Origin of the sequence: Flavobacterium johnsoniae (assembly GCF_030388325.1) — a bacterium.
In the GTDB taxonomy this organism is placed as follows: domain Bacteria; phylum Bacteroidota; class Bacteroidia; order Flavobacteriales; family Flavobacteriaceae; genus Flavobacterium; species Flavobacterium johnsoniae_C.
Map to the genome: position 1 here is coordinate 1625516 of NZ_CP103794.1, position 13817 is coordinate 1639332.

Below are 13817 nucleotides of genomic sequence, written 5' to 3' on the forward strand. Positions count from 1 at the left end.
TATGCAATTTGGACCCAGAGCCCAGTTTACTTTTTACTACAAATTTTGACGCTAATTTTATAATTGGTTTCGTCGCAATTCTCATTTTATTATTTCTTTCAGCGATCGTTTCAGGTGCTGAAGTTGCTCTTTTTTCTTTGTCTCAAAAAGATATTGATGATACTTTAAATGATAATCTTGTTAAAGGCAAAATTATTTCCAATTTACTAGATAAACCTAAAAAACTTCTGGCGACATTACTTGTTGCTAATAATTTCTTCAATATTGGCGTTGTCATTTTGTTTGCTTACATGGGGCCAAATATCTTCGCTAATGTTAGTTCTGCCGCGCTTAGATTTACTCTTGAAGTAATTTTGGTTACTTTTTTAATTTTGCTTTTTGGTGAAGTGCTTCCGAAAGTTTATGCAAGCCGTAACAGTGTGCGTTTTGCAAAAGGAGTTGCTTATCCGTTGGCTTTTTTAGATAAAGTGCTTTCGCCGATAAGTTTGCCAATGAGAGCGCTTACTTTATATTTGCAGAATAAATTAGGAAAACAAAAGAATAATTTTTCAATCAATCAGCTTTCTCAGGCTTTAGAATTGACCGATTCTGAAGGAACTTCTACAGAAGAACAAAAAATTCTGGAAGGAATTGTTTCTTTCGGAAATACCGACACAAAACAAGTTATGAGTCCGAGAATTGATATTTTTGCATTAGAAATCACAGAGACTTTTGCAGAAATTTATCCTAAAATAATAGAAACAGGATTTTCTAGAATTCCAGTTTATCGTGATAATATTGATCAGATTGAAGGTGTGCTTTTCGTAAAAGATTTGTTGCCTCACATTGATAAAGAAGAATTTGATTGGGCATCTTTAATTCGAGAAGCTTTCTTTGTTCCTGAAAATAAAAAACTTGATAATTTATTAAAAGATTTTCAGAGTTTAAAAAGTCACTTGGCGATTGTTGTTGATGAATATGGTGGAACTTCAGGATTAGTTTCGTTAGAAGATGTAATTGAAGAAATAGTCGGAGATATTAGTGATGAATTTGACGATGAAAATCTAAACTTCTCGCAGATTGACGAAAATAATTTCCTTTTTGAAGGAAAAATAAATCTTAAAGATTTTTATAGAATTGTAGATGTTGATGAAGATGTTTTTGAATCTCACAAAGGGGAAGCAGAAACGCTTGCTGGATTTATTCTAGAAATTTTAGGTAATTTTCCGAAAAAAGATCAAAAAGTGCCTTTTGAAAACTGCGTGTTTACGGTAGAAACAGTTGATAAAAAGCGTGTAAAACAAATAAAAGTAACCATAAATTAAAATGTTAAATAGAATACTTTCAATAACCGCAATTTTGCTTGCGCTAACAGTTATAAGCTGTAAAAATGATGTCTTGCCAAAACCGGCAAGTTATCTGAGATTAGATTATCCAGAAGCAAAATATGTGAATTTTGAAAACAATTGTCCTTTTGCTTTCGAAATGAATGAAGCGGCAATTATTAAAGGAGAAAAAGAATGCGGTTTTGCAATTAATTATCCTAAAATGAAAGCGACAATTTATTTGACGTATAAACCTGTAAATGGCAATATTGATAAGTTATTGCGTGATGCTCAAAAATTGACTTACGAACACGTTATTAAAGCCGATGATATTCTTGAACAACCGTATTTAAACCCAGAAAAGAAGGTTTACGGAATGTTTTATCAAGTTGACGGAAATGCAGCTACAAATTCTCAATTTTACGTTACAGACAGTACAAAGCACTTTTTAATAGGTTCAGTATATTTTTACGCTAAACCAAATTTCGACTCGATTATGCCAGCTGCGAGTTATGTTAAAAATGATATGCAACGTTTGATGGAAACGTTGAAATGGAAATAAAAGAAATAAAAAAAAGGATTCAATTTGAATCCTTTTTTTTATTGTTTAATATCAAGTTAAGACTTGAAATTCGAAACTTTATATGTTTTTCCGTCTCCAGTTTCTTGGACTACTTTCGTTAAAGATTCAGAGTTTTGGATTGTTTTGTCAAAACTTACAGTTGCTGTTTTTTTATCAAAATCAACAGTTGCTTTTTCAACTCCGTCAAGATTTGCTAATTCTTCTTCAATTGTTTTTGCACAACCAACAGCGCAAGTCATTCCGTCGATTGTAAAACTTGCTGTTTGAAGGTTTTCGGCAGCGATAGGTTTGTGCTCTTTTGGAGCACTTTTTTCTGCATTTACAACTTGAAGACTTTTGTCTTCTTCTTTTTTACAGCCTACAAATACTAAACCTGCAATTGTTGCGGCGATTAAGATTTTTGAAATTTTCATTATATATAAAATTTAAATTGCGATTTCTTTCTTGCAAAATTAGTAAAAAGAGAGCGGTCAGTTCGTAAAATAATTACAAATTTGCAGTAAAATGCAATTTATGGAAACAAAACAGTTAAAGTGGATCTACCTAACGATTCTTTCTCTTATTTGGGGAAGTTCTTTTATTCTGATAAAAAAAGGATTGGTTGGTTTAACTGCTATTCAGGTCGGATCGTTCCGAATTATTTTTGCCGCGCTGTTTTTATTGATTGTAGGTTTTAATAGCTTAAAGAAAATTTCCCGTCGCCAATGGAAGTATGTAGCCATAACTTCTGTTTTCGGAACTTTTATACCAGCTTATCTTTTTGCAATTGCCGAAACACAAGTTAATAGTTCAATTGTAGCAATTTTAAATTCGCTAACGCCATTAAATACATTAGTTTTAGGAATTGTAGCTTTCGGAATTCAATTTCAAAAACGTCAAGTCTTGGGTGTTTTTATTGGCTTGATTGGATGTTTGCTTTTGGTTTTGAGCGGAGATTCTGCTTCTGGAAGTCAAAACTATATTTATGTTCTTTTGGTTGTAATTGCAACGCTGAGTTACGCAATCAATGTAAATTTGATCAAGAAATATTTATCTGATTTAAACTCGCTTAGCATTACAACAGGAAATTTTGCAGTTTTGTTTTTGCCAGCTTTAATTATTTTAAGTACAACAAATATTAGTCAGGCCTTTCATTCTGAAGAAACACAGCATTCTGTTTTATTTGTAATGATTTTAGGTGTTTTAGGAACCGGAATTGCCAATGTAGTTTTCTTCAAACTAATTCAAATGTCGTCACCAGTATTTGCAACTTCTGTAACGTATTTAATTCCAATTGTAGCTTTCTTCTGGGGGTTATTGGATAATGAATTGTTGACGCCAATTCAATCTGTAGGCGCTTTTATTATTTTGATTGGGGTTTATTTGTCTGCGAAGAAATAAGGCTTAATGCTTGTCACCCTGAGCGAAGTCGCAGGGCGCGCTAATTGGAACGGGACTTCGGCTTCGCTTAGTCTGACAAAACTTAATGGATATAAAAAAAGCTTTGTCAAAGTTTAAAACTTTGACAAAGCCTATGAGAAGAGAAAACTTAGAATCTTAGTATCTCAGAATCTTAGCATCTTTTAAAGAAAATCTGCCTCAGAAACTCCTTCGTTAATCTTAATATCAGACATTTTAATATCTAATTCGAAACCAACATTCTGGATTAAATTAAAAGGAACTTTAATGCCTTTTACTTCTTTGTAATCATTAAAATTGGTGATTTGTGTAGCTGATTTTCCGCCTTGTTCGCGAACTTTAGATTCTGCTGTTTTTAAACCAGATTTAACGTCGTAATAATAAGTCGTTTTACCGTCTTTAATTACATACGCATCGCTTCCGTTAATTGGTTCAATTCCCTCCACTTTCAAATCAGTTCTTTTAACGAGCTGTAATTCTTCAAAAGGAGCAGCGTTCGCTTTCATTTCTGCTAAATCTGCGCCTTCAAGGTTTTTTCTTTGACCTTGTTGTTCAACATAAGCGCCTTTTTCATTTACCACTTGTTTCATTAAATTCATAGTTCCCATAGAAAGCGAAACCATCATTTTTCCTTTTGAATCTAATTTTGAAGTAAAAGTCAATGGAGTAGGAGCTTGCGGAATTGTTGTTGAGCCATTCATATATAAAGTTTTTACGGCAGTAACCGCTTTTTCTCCGCCAATCGCTTTAATATAGTTTTCGAAAACTGTTTTTGCAGTAATGTCTTTTGGAGCTTCTTTTTTGGTTGAAGGTTTTTCAACTGAATTTCCGAATTTATCGAAATAAGAAATCGGAATATTTAATTTTTCTAAACTAGAAATTACATCAGAGCCTTTTCCGACAACTACAATTCGCATATTGTCCAACAAGAAATATTTGTTGGCAACGCGGTAGATATCGTCAGCCGTTACATTGTTGATTGTTTGGATGTATTTTTCGTAGAAATCAGCTGGAAGTTTTTCTGTTTCAATATTTAAAGCATAACGCGCAACAGCTTGTGGTTTTTCAACCTGCATTACAAATCTACCGATGTAACCCGCTTTTACATTTCGTAAAACTTCAGGATCAACTCTTTCTGTGCGGATTCTTTTAATTTCTTTAATAAATTGAACAACAGCGCTATCTGTAACCGTATTTCTAACTGCAGAAGAAGCTTTGAATTTTGTTACGTATTTTCCGCTTCCAATGCTTGAATTTGCGCCATAAGTCCAAGCGTGCTGCTCGCGTAAATTCATATTTAAATAACTATTAAAATCGCCTCCTAAAATCTGATTCGCAATTACAGCAGGGAAAAAATCAGGATCGCTCATTTTTAAATTAACTGTATTGACCAATGAAATTTCAGATTGAACTGCATTTGGAACATCTACAAAATCAATTTGCAAATTAGAAACATTTGTCGGATCTGGATACGTATTTTTTGGAGCAGCTTGTTTTTTCCAGTCCTTGAATAATTTTTCTACAGCGCTTTTTACTTCTTTGAATTTAACGTCTCCAATTACAACTAAATAAGCATTTTCTGGAACGAAATATGTTTTATAATTATTCTGAACATCTTCTAGTGTAGCATTTTTCACGGTTTCTTCAGAAAGATATTCTCCCGTTGGATGATTTTTTCCAAAAGCTAAAACATCAACAACTCTGTTTGAAATTGCAGGAACACTTTTTTCATCTGCTTTAAGACCTTCTAAAAGTTTTGCTTTTTCTTTATCAAATTCTGTTTGAGTAAAATTTGGCTGTAAAGCGCCCTCAGCTAAAAGTTCTAAAACGCGTCCAGAATATTTTGACAACGCACTTGCGTAAGCGCCTTGAGAAGTAAAGTTAATATTAGCTCCATAGAAATCAATTTCTTCATTGAAAGCTTCTTTGGTAGTTTTTTTAGTTCCGTTTCCGATCAAGCTGCTAGTTAATTCGTCAACTCCTTTTTTGTTGCCTTCGGTAAATGGTGCATTGTCTAAAGTAAGTGTGAAGCTCACTCTAGGCAATTTGTGGTTTTCAACAACTAAAACCTTCATGCCATTTGATAAAACAAAAGTCTGCGGTTTTTTGATGTTGACTACTGGTGCGTTTCCTGGTTTTGGTTGTGGACGGTCTTGTGCTTGCATAATTCCAGTTACGAATAAAAGGATTAAAAAAGTATATATTGTTTTCATGATTCGATATTCTTAGTTTTGAGATTTAGGAGTAGGAATGTAATCTAAAATTAAGCGCTGATTCGGATTTAAATATTTCTTAGCAACTTCTCTAATTTCTTCTCTGGTAATAGAATGATAAATGTCTATTTCGGTATTAATTAAATTAATATCGCCGTAAAGCAAATAGTAAGAAGCAAGATTTTCAGCAATTCCCTCAACACTAGAATTTGCATTCACATAATTATTATCGAATTTGTTTTGTAATTTTTCGTAGTCTTTCTCGGAAATTAAATCAGTTTGAATTTTTACAATCTCTTCATCCATTTCCTTTAAAATATCGGCTGTTGTATTTGGAGCCATTGGTAAACCATATAATATATAGGTTCCGTAATCTTCTTGGCTAAAACCTACTGCGCCGATTTGCAATGCCATTTTTTTGTCATCAACAATCTTTTTGTAAAGTTTAGAACTTTTTCCATCACTTAAATAAGAAGAAATCAAATCTAAAACTCTCGCATCTCTGGTTTTCATAGAAGGTGTTCTGTACGAAGCCACAACCATCGGAATCTGAATGTTTGGATCTTCGTAAGTTGCTTTAATCGTCTGTGTGATTGGTTCTTCGGTAAAAGTTTGTTTTTTAACCTCTTCGCCTCTCGGAATTGGTCCGAAATATTTCTGAACCCATTCTTTGGTTTTTGCTTTATCGAAATCTCCTGCAACAACCAAAACAGCATTGTTAGGAGTGTAGAATTTTTTATTGAAAGCCTGAAATTCTTCTAAAGTTGCAGCATCCAAATCTTTCATAGAGCCAATTGTGGTCCATCTATAAGGGTGGTTTTTGAACATGTTTTTCTTAACCTCCGAAAGAATATTTCCGTACGGCTGATTGTCGTAACGCATTCTTTTTTCTTCCTTAACAACTTCGTTCTGCGTATCTACTCCAATTTTATTGATAATAGGATGCATTAATCTTTCAGATTCCATCCATAAGCCAAGCTCTAGGCTGTTAGAAGGAAAAACTTCATAATAATAAGTTCTATCATCAGAAGTGTTGGCATTGTTAACGCCTCCATTCGCAGTAACGATTTTCATCCATTCTCCGCGTTTGATATTTTGAGTTCCTTCAAATAATAAGTGTTCAAAAAAGTGAGCAAATCCAGTTCGGTCAGGACGTTCGTCTTTTGATCCTACGTGATACATTACCGATGTAATGACAACTGGCGCAGAAGGATCGTTGTGTAAAATTACATGTAGACCGTTATCTAAATTGTATTCTTCAAAAGCTACTTTTTGAGCATGAGCAACTCCGCCAAGCATTAATGCAGCACTTAACATCATTATTGATTTTTTCATAGAGATTAATAATTTTATATATCAAACAAAGAGTAGGTAGATCAGAGTTGATTTTAGTTACATCAAAAATAGTTTTTTTTAATTACGTATTGCAGATTTGTTTTTAATTTTGAGTTGTTTTAACAATCTTTTACTTTAAATTAAATAGATTTGTCGTGTAAAAAAGCTTGAAAACCAGTGTTTTTTAGGTTTGAAATATTTTTGCTTTTAAGGATTGCACAGTAAATTTTTAGTTGTATATTTGCAACCTTAAAAATCAATAAATCAATTTGGTATGTATGCAATCGTAGAGATAGCAGGGCAACAATTTAAAGTAAGCAAAGACTTAAAGGTTTATGTTCACCGTTTAGCTAACGAAGAAGGTTCAAAAGTTTCTTTTGACAAAGTTCTTTTATTAGACGATAACGGAAATGTAACTTTAGGCGCCCCAGCTATAGAAGGTGCTTCAGTAGAAGCTAAAGTGTTACAACACTTAAAAGGTGATAAAGTTATCGTTTTCAAAAAGAAAAGAAGAAAAGGATACAAAAAGAGAAATGGTCACAGACAATATCTTACACAAATTGTAATTGAAGGTATTACTGCAGCAGGAGGAACTAAAAAAGCAGCAGCTAAAAAAGCAGTTGTAGCAGAAGAAGCAGCTACTGAAGAAGTAGAAGCTCCAAAAGCAAAAAAAGCAGCTCCAAAAGCAAAGAAAGAAGCTACTAAAGAATAATAACAATATTTAAACTCATACGTCATGGCTCACAAGAAAGGTGTCGGTAGTTCGAAGAATGGTAGAGAATCAGAATCAAAACGTCTAGGCGTTAAGATTTATGGTGGACAAGCTGCTATTGCTGGGAACATCATCGTTAGACAAAGAGGTTCAAAACACAATCCAGGTGAAAACGTTTACATTAGTAAAGATCACACTCTTCACGCAAGAGTAGCTGGAGTTGTTAAGTTCCAAAAGAAAAGAGATAACAAATCTTATGTATCTATTATTCCTTTCGAGGCTTAATAATCTAAGATTACTTTTTATAAAAAACCCGTTCAGAAATGAACGGGTTTTTTGTTTTTAGTCATTGCGAGGAACGAAGCAATCTCATTTGCTAAATCAATCGTTGCGATTATTTTTAGTGCGGTTGATTCGTTCATCGCAATGACAAGATTGTGTTCCGAATTTGTTAATAAAAAAAAACCTTTGTCAAAGTTTTAAACTTTGACAAAGGTTGGTGAGTGTTTTTTAATTTGGAATTTTATTCGTCAGTATCCTCAGTTTCTTTCAAATCCTCAGTCTTGCGTCCGACTTTTACTTTAGGATTATCTTGAGTTCCTGTAACCGTTAACGGAATTCCGAAAAGACCAAAAGGAGGAAGCCCTAAGCGCATTTTTAAGTTCAATTTTCCGTCTAAGCTTGTTGTTCCTTCAATTCTTGGTCTAAAGCCAGCAAATTTAAATTTAAAACGGTCTACAGTTATAATATTGTTTTTAACGGTAGTTTTAATATCTACTTTAGAAAGATCTGGATTCTTCATTTTTTCAGAACTTGTCTGTTTGCTTACAGCATTAAACATTTTTAGTCCGCGAACTTTTACATCTTTAACAGAAAGTGTTCCGCCTCCCACAAGTGAAGGATAAACAGGCTCCATTTTCGAGTTTAAGCGTCCTTTTAGTTTATAGTCTAAAGAAACAATTCCTTGTGCTTTTTCTGCGGCGCTAGCCATTTTTCTAAAAACTTCAATTTCATTGTAAGCTCTTTTAATGTCAAAATCAGAAGCTTTTATGGCGTAATCGAAATTGGCTTTTTTAGTTGTTACGGCTTGATAATTGGCATTCATATCAACTTTGCATCCAATTAAATCGAAGCCTGTATTTTGCATCGTTAGTTTTCCTTTGTTCATTTTTAGATTTCCAACAGCGCTGTTTAAAGTCAGTTTATCAAAATTGACTTTTTGTACATTTGCTAACAATTGTAAATCTAAGTTTGTTGGAATTACGATAACTCCAGTTTCGTTTGTTTCTGTTTCTTTTTTAGGAGCAGAATTTTGAGTTTGCGTTACAGGTGTGCTTTCGGGGGCATTAGACATGAATTCGTCGATATTGATATATCTTGAAGTCACTTTAAAAGAACCTCTTAAAACGCCAGTATTTGTCGTTACATAATTAATAACATTTTGAAGATAGCCATTCATTCTAAAATCAGACTGTCCGTAAGCAGCTAAGAAATTATTGAAGGACATTTTATCTTGATTGATTTTGAAAATCCCTTCCTTAATAATAAATTTCTTTGGAAGAAATTCAGAAGCAATTCCGATATTTCTCAATTCAAGAGTTCCTTTGTTATGTAATTTGCTATAATTTCCTTTTTCGGCATCGCTTTGCTTTCCTTTCAAAACTAAATCTGCTTTTACAAAACCATCTAAATCAAGTCCTTTTTGAGAGAATACTTTATAGATTTTGTTGACGTCTAATTCGCCTTTTGCTTTTACATCATAAGTCAAATCATCAAAATTGCTTAAATCTGCTTCAACAAAAACAGGTTTTCCTTCAAATGTAAATTGCGTTGGTTTTAGATTTACTTTCAAATCCTGAAAAGTTCCTTTTTGATTTTCAATTTTAGATTTAATCGTAATATTGGTAATAGGATTTGGATAATAAGGTGTTTTTAAATATCCATTTTCCAAATTAATTGTACCATTCGTAACGGGAAAACGCTTGTTCTTTTGGTCGAATATTCCGTTAGTTTTTATGTCGCTAACTAAATTTCCTTTAAGTTTTATGTCTGGAATTCCTAGCGCATTAATTAATTTTTCAAGATCAATTTTGGCTTTAAAATCACCATTAATGTCTGGTGTATTTACGCCTTTAACAATAAACTTCGATTTTAAATAATCCTGATTAATATTTAATGATAGATTTTGAGCATCAACAATTACTAAGTCTGGATTTAGAGACGGAACAGTTGTTTTGATGTTTAGATTTAGGTTAGAAACAGGAAATGCACTTTTGTTATAATTTACAAATCCGTCGTTTATTTTTACATCCAAATTTAAGTTTGGCGCTAAATTTTGTGACGTAATATATTTTCCTTTCAAAGTAAAAAGAAGATTGGTATTCCCTTTTAATTCAGTTTGAGCAAGCCAAGTAATATATTTTGGCGGAAAAGCAGTAAAAACGTCGTACAGCTTGCTGTTGTCCGATTTAATTACAAAATCCATGTTGTAGCCGTCTTTCAAGATGTCGAATTTCCCTTTAAAATCGACTAAAAGCTGATTAATTTTTAAGTTATTCTGTTGGAAAAAGAACGAAAGCGAGTTGATGTTAACTTTTGTAATCAAATCGGCGTCAATCTTTTTATTCATTAAATAAGGTTCGTCTTCATAAACAATATTTAATTTCTCGATTTTAGCTTTTGAATATAAATCGAAAACGGCTTTGTTTAAATCTCCTTTTCCTAAATAATTAAATCCAAAGGCATCAAAATGAACTTTTGTAGATTTATCGTCGTAAACAATTTTACTGTTTAATATTTCAATTCGCTCTAGTTTTAAAGCCGTATCACTACTATCCTTTGCTTTTGAAGTTTGCTCTTGCGATTTGTAAATGTTGTAATTTGCTTCTCCGTTCGGATTTACTTTTACATTTATAAAAGAATCTGATAAATAAATCTGGTCAATTTTTACTGATTTGCTAAAAATAAGACTTGCTACATTTATTCCAAAAGAAACTTCTTTTGCCGTGATGAATTTTTCATTTTTATATGGAGCAGAGCCATTTAAACTTAAATTGTCTAATGTTAAAGTAAGTGACGGAAAGTGACGAAAAAATGAAACAGAAACATCAGAATAATTTAATTCTGCGCTCAATCTTTCATTGGCTGTCTTTTTAATTTGTTCTTTAATCTGATCTTCAAAAACGATAGGCGTTAAAAATAGTAATCCTAAAAGAACAGCGAAAGTGATTCCGAAATACTTCGCAATTTTAAATACGATTGATCTGGATTTACTTTTTTGCATAGCGAATTTGTGGTATTAGATTATAAAAATAAAGTCAAAAAACGAGTGTAATTTATCCGTGAACGGTTTCACTTTTACCATAATTGGTAATAATAGAACCTTCATATTCAATCCATTCTTTCCAGCGTTTGTCAATATCAATGTTGTCTTGATATTTTCTTGCAAATCCTAGAAAAGTAGTATAATGACCGGCTTCAGAAATCATTAAATCGCGATAAAATTTAGCTAATTCTGGATCTTGAATATTTTCAGAAAGCACTTTAAAACGCTCGCAACTTCTAGCTTCAATCATTGCCGAAAACAATAAACGGTCGCAAAGTGCATCGCGACGACTTCCGTCTTTTTTCATAAATTTAAAAAGCTCATTTACATAATGATCTTTTCTCTCGCGTCCTAAAGTAAGTCCGCGCTGTTTTATAATATCGTGAACCATTTGAAAGTGTTCCAATTCTTCTCTCGCAATAACAAGCATTTCTGTTACAAGCTCTTCTATTTCAGAATTGTAAGTAACGATGCTAATCGCGTTTGAAGCTGCTTTTTGTTCGCACCAAGCGTGATCCGTTAAAATTTCTTCGATATTTGACTCAACGATATTTACCCAGCGAGGGTCTGTAGCTAATTTTAATCCCAACATAATTTCCCAGCATTTAGTTCCTGCAAAATTAGTGTTTTTTATTACTAAAAATCAGGAAATATCGTGCGATTGCGCTGAAAAAAGCATTATTTTGTAAGTTGAAACCAATTACAATGAATCAGCTAAAAAAACTTTTAATTATTGGATTTGTCTGGCCTGAACCAAATTCTTCTGCAGCAGGCGGAAGAATGATGCAATTAATTTCGATTTTCAAGAAAAATGGATTCGAAATTACTTTTGCCAGCGCTGCACAAGACAGCGATTTTATGGTTGATTTGTCTGAATTTGGAGTTGCAAAAAAGAATATCGAACTCAATTCTTCGAGTTTTGATGATTTTATAATCGAATTAAATCCTGATGTAGTTTTGTTTGATCGTTTTATGATTGAGGAACAATTTGGCTGGCGCATTACCGAAAATTGTCCAAATGCCATCAGAATTTTAGATACAGAAGATTTGCATTCTTTGAGAACGGCAAGACAAAAAGCATTTAAAGAAAATCGAACTTTCGAAATACATGATTTATTGTCCGAAGAAGTCGCAAAAAGAGAAATTGCCAGTATTTTAAGATGCGATTTATCTCTGATTATTTCTCAATTTGAAATGAAAATTCTTAAAGATGTTTTTAAAATTAACGAAAATTTACTTTTCTATCTTCCTTTTTTAGTTGAAAAAACGAATGAAGAGGATCTTTTGAAATTGCCTTCATTTGAAGATCGCAAGAATTTCGTGTTTATTGGAAATTTTCTTCATGAACCAAATTGGAATACTGTTCAGTATTTAAAAGAATCTATTTGGCCTTCGCTGAAAAAGAATTTTCCAGAAGCTGTTTTGGAAGTTTATGGTGCTTATCCGTCGCAAAAAGTATTGCAATTGCATCAGCCTAAAAACGGTTTTTATATTATGGGAAGGGCAGAAGATGCAAATGAAATTGTTAAAAAAGCAAGAATTGTTTTGGCGCCAATTCGTTTTGGAGCAGGTTTAAAAGGAAAACTTTTAGAAGCCATGCAATGCGGAACGCCAAGCGTAACAACTTCAATTGGTTCTGAAGCCATGCATGAAGATTTATCTTGGAATGGTTTTATTGAAGATAATCCAGAAGAATTTTCAAAAAAAGCAATTGCACTTTATCAAGATGAAAACCTTTGGAAAGAAGCTCAAAAAAACGGAATCAAGATCATTAATAAATGTTACCAAATAAGCAATTATTCAGATAAATTGGTTTCGTTGGTAAATTCACTTTTAAAAGATTCTGAAAATCATCGATTACATAATTTTATGGGAAATCTGCTTCAGCATCATTCGTTTAAAAGTACAATGTATATGTCAAAATGGATTGAAGCGAAAAATAAATAGTCTCAGTTTTCAGTCGCAGTTTTCAGACCTATAATTACTGAAAACTGAGACTGAAAACTGAAAACTCTAAACTAAGCTTCCATTTTTCCAAAACCTACCGTTTCACGATAAATTTGAGGCGAAACATCAGCATTAGTTTTAAAGAAACGACTGAAATAGTGTTCGTCATCATAACCTAATTCATAAGCGATTTCTTTTACTGTTTTATTAGTCAAGTATAATTCTCTTTTAGCCTCAATAATAATTCTTTCCGAAATTAAATCGGTCAAAGTTTTATTGAAATAATTCTTAGATAATTTCGCCAAGGCTTTTGGAGAGATATTCAATAATTCAGCATAATTTCCAGCTGAATGTTTGGTTTTAAAGTTCAGTTCGATCGCATCTTTCAAGTTTTGTAGAATCACGGGTTCTTTTGAATCTGGAATCGATTTCATTTCTTCCAATTGTTCCGTTTTTAATCTTGAAGCTGTGATTAAAAATATCTTTAAATATGAAATCAATAACTCATATTGCGCCAATTCAGCATTTTGAATTTCAGCTTTCATTTGATCAATCACCATTTTAAAAGTCTGTGCGGCTTGTTCTGTAATTTGAACATATGGTGGCTGATAAATATTATTGAACAAAACGCCATTGCAAGAAACCTCTTTTTGATGCATGTGAATGCAATAAAAATCGGGATGAAAGTGAATTGCGATTCCTTCAATTGGCTCATTTACACAAAGCATAAAAGGCTGATATGGAGAAAAGGCGAGAAGTGAGTTTTCTTCAAATTGATGTTCTGCAAAATCTGCTTTAACTTTACCTTTCCCTTTCGTTACCCAAATTAAAGAGTAATAATTATTGCGCTGTAAGTGGTCAAAATGGCTGTTGTCTTCAAAAGAGAGAATTTTAAAAGCCAAATTGCCGTTTTGCGGATTTATTAAGGTGAAAACATTTTGAGAACTCATGATCGTTTGTTTTTGAAAACATAAAGATAGCCATGAAATAAATTCTCAGC

The 13817-nt window shown here is 32.7% G+C and carries 12 protein-coding genes; 6 read left to right on the top strand and 6 right to left on the bottom strand.

Features of this window, described 5'->3' with window-relative positions; genetic code table 11:
- Positions 1–8: 8 nt before the first annotated feature.
- On the top strand, positions 9–1304 hold the full coding sequence (locus tag NYQ10_RS07200) for a gliding motility-associated protein GldE (protein ID WP_289879545.1): 1296 nt from the start codon (positions 9–11) through the stop codon (positions 1302–1304).
- Position 1305: 1 nt separating this feature from the next.
- Positions 1306–1866, top strand: coding sequence for a gliding motility lipoprotein GldD (gene gldD / locus NYQ10_RS07205; RefSeq protein WP_289879547.1), 561 nt, complete (start codon positions 1306–1308; stop codon positions 1864–1866).
- A 56-nt stretch (positions 1867–1922) separates the two neighbouring features.
- Here the strand turns inward: gldD and NYQ10_RS07210 are convergent, their stop codons facing one another.
- On the bottom strand, positions 1923–2300 hold the full coding sequence (locus NYQ10_RS07210; RefSeq protein ID WP_109191690.1) for a heavy-metal-associated domain-containing protein: 378 nt from the start codon (positions 2298–2300) through the stop codon (positions 1923–1925).
- A gap of 100 nt (positions 2301–2400) precedes the next feature.
- On the opposite strand from NYQ10_RS07210, the gene NYQ10_RS07215 reads away from it, so the two are divergent.
- A complete protein-coding gene (locus tag NYQ10_RS07215; protein WP_289879551.1) occupies positions 2401–3267 on the top strand; it encodes a DMT family transporter in 867 nt (288 codons plus the stop codon).
- 182 nt (positions 3268–3449) lie between these two features.
- Here NYQ10_RS07215 and NYQ10_RS07220 read toward each other — a convergent pair whose 3' ends face one another.
- Both NYQ10_RS07220 and NYQ10_RS07225 read right to left on the bottom strand, forming a co-directional pair.
- Positions 3450–5498, bottom strand: coding sequence for a M16 family metallopeptidase (locus tag NYQ10_RS07220; RefSeq protein WP_289879553.1), 2049 nt, complete (start codon positions 5496–5498; stop codon positions 3450–3452).
- Positions 5499–5510: 12 nt separating this feature from the next.
- Positions 5511–6833, bottom strand: coding sequence for a M16 family metallopeptidase (locus NYQ10_RS07225; protein WP_289879555.1), 1323 nt, complete (start codon positions 6831–6833; stop codon positions 5511–5513).
- 274 nt (positions 6834–7107) lie between these two features.
- On the opposite strand from NYQ10_RS07225, the gene rplU reads away from it, so the two are divergent.
- Together rplU and rpmA are read left to right on the top strand one after the other, a co-directional pair.
- Positions 7108–7545 (top strand): 50S ribosomal protein L21, encoded by a 438-nt coding sequence (gene rplU, locus NYQ10_RS07230; protein WP_073412831.1) that lies wholly within the window; start codon positions 7108–7110, stop codon positions 7543–7545.
- Between the two features lie 24 nt (positions 7546–7569).
- On the top strand, positions 7570–7830 hold the full coding sequence (gene rpmA / locus NYQ10_RS07235; RefSeq protein ID WP_012023622.1) for a 50S ribosomal protein L27: 261 nt from the start codon (positions 7570–7572) through the stop codon (positions 7828–7830).
- A gap of 238 nt (positions 7831–8068) precedes the next feature.
- Here the strand turns inward: rpmA and NYQ10_RS07240 are convergent, their stop codons facing one another.
- Together NYQ10_RS07240 and NYQ10_RS07245 are read right to left on the bottom strand one after the other, a co-directional pair.
- Positions 8069–10828 (bottom strand): AsmA-like C-terminal region-containing protein, encoded by a 2760-nt coding sequence (locus tag NYQ10_RS07240; RefSeq protein ID WP_289879557.1) that lies wholly within the window; start codon positions 10826–10828, stop codon positions 8069–8071.
- Positions 10829–10880: 52 nt separating this feature from the next.
- The gene (locus NYQ10_RS07245; protein WP_289879560.1) at positions 10881–11462 is read right to left on the bottom strand and encodes a tRNA-(ms[2]io[6]A)-hydroxylase; all 582 of its coding nucleotides are present in this window, start codon (positions 11460–11462) and stop codon (positions 10881–10883) included.
- A 113-nt stretch (positions 11463–11575) separates the two neighbouring features.
- On the opposite strand from NYQ10_RS07245, the gene NYQ10_RS07250 reads away from it, so the two are divergent.
- Entirely contained in the window at positions 11576–12817 is a 1242-nt protein-coding gene (locus NYQ10_RS07250; RefSeq protein ID WP_289879562.1) for a glycosyltransferase, read from the top strand.
- 71 nt (positions 12818–12888) lie between these two features.
- Here NYQ10_RS07250 and NYQ10_RS07255 read toward each other — a convergent pair whose 3' ends face one another.
- Entirely contained in the window at positions 12889–13767 is an 879-nt protein-coding gene (locus NYQ10_RS07255) for a helix-turn-helix domain-containing protein (RefSeq protein ID WP_289879563.1), read from the bottom strand.
- Positions 13768–13817 lie beyond the last annotated feature (50 nt).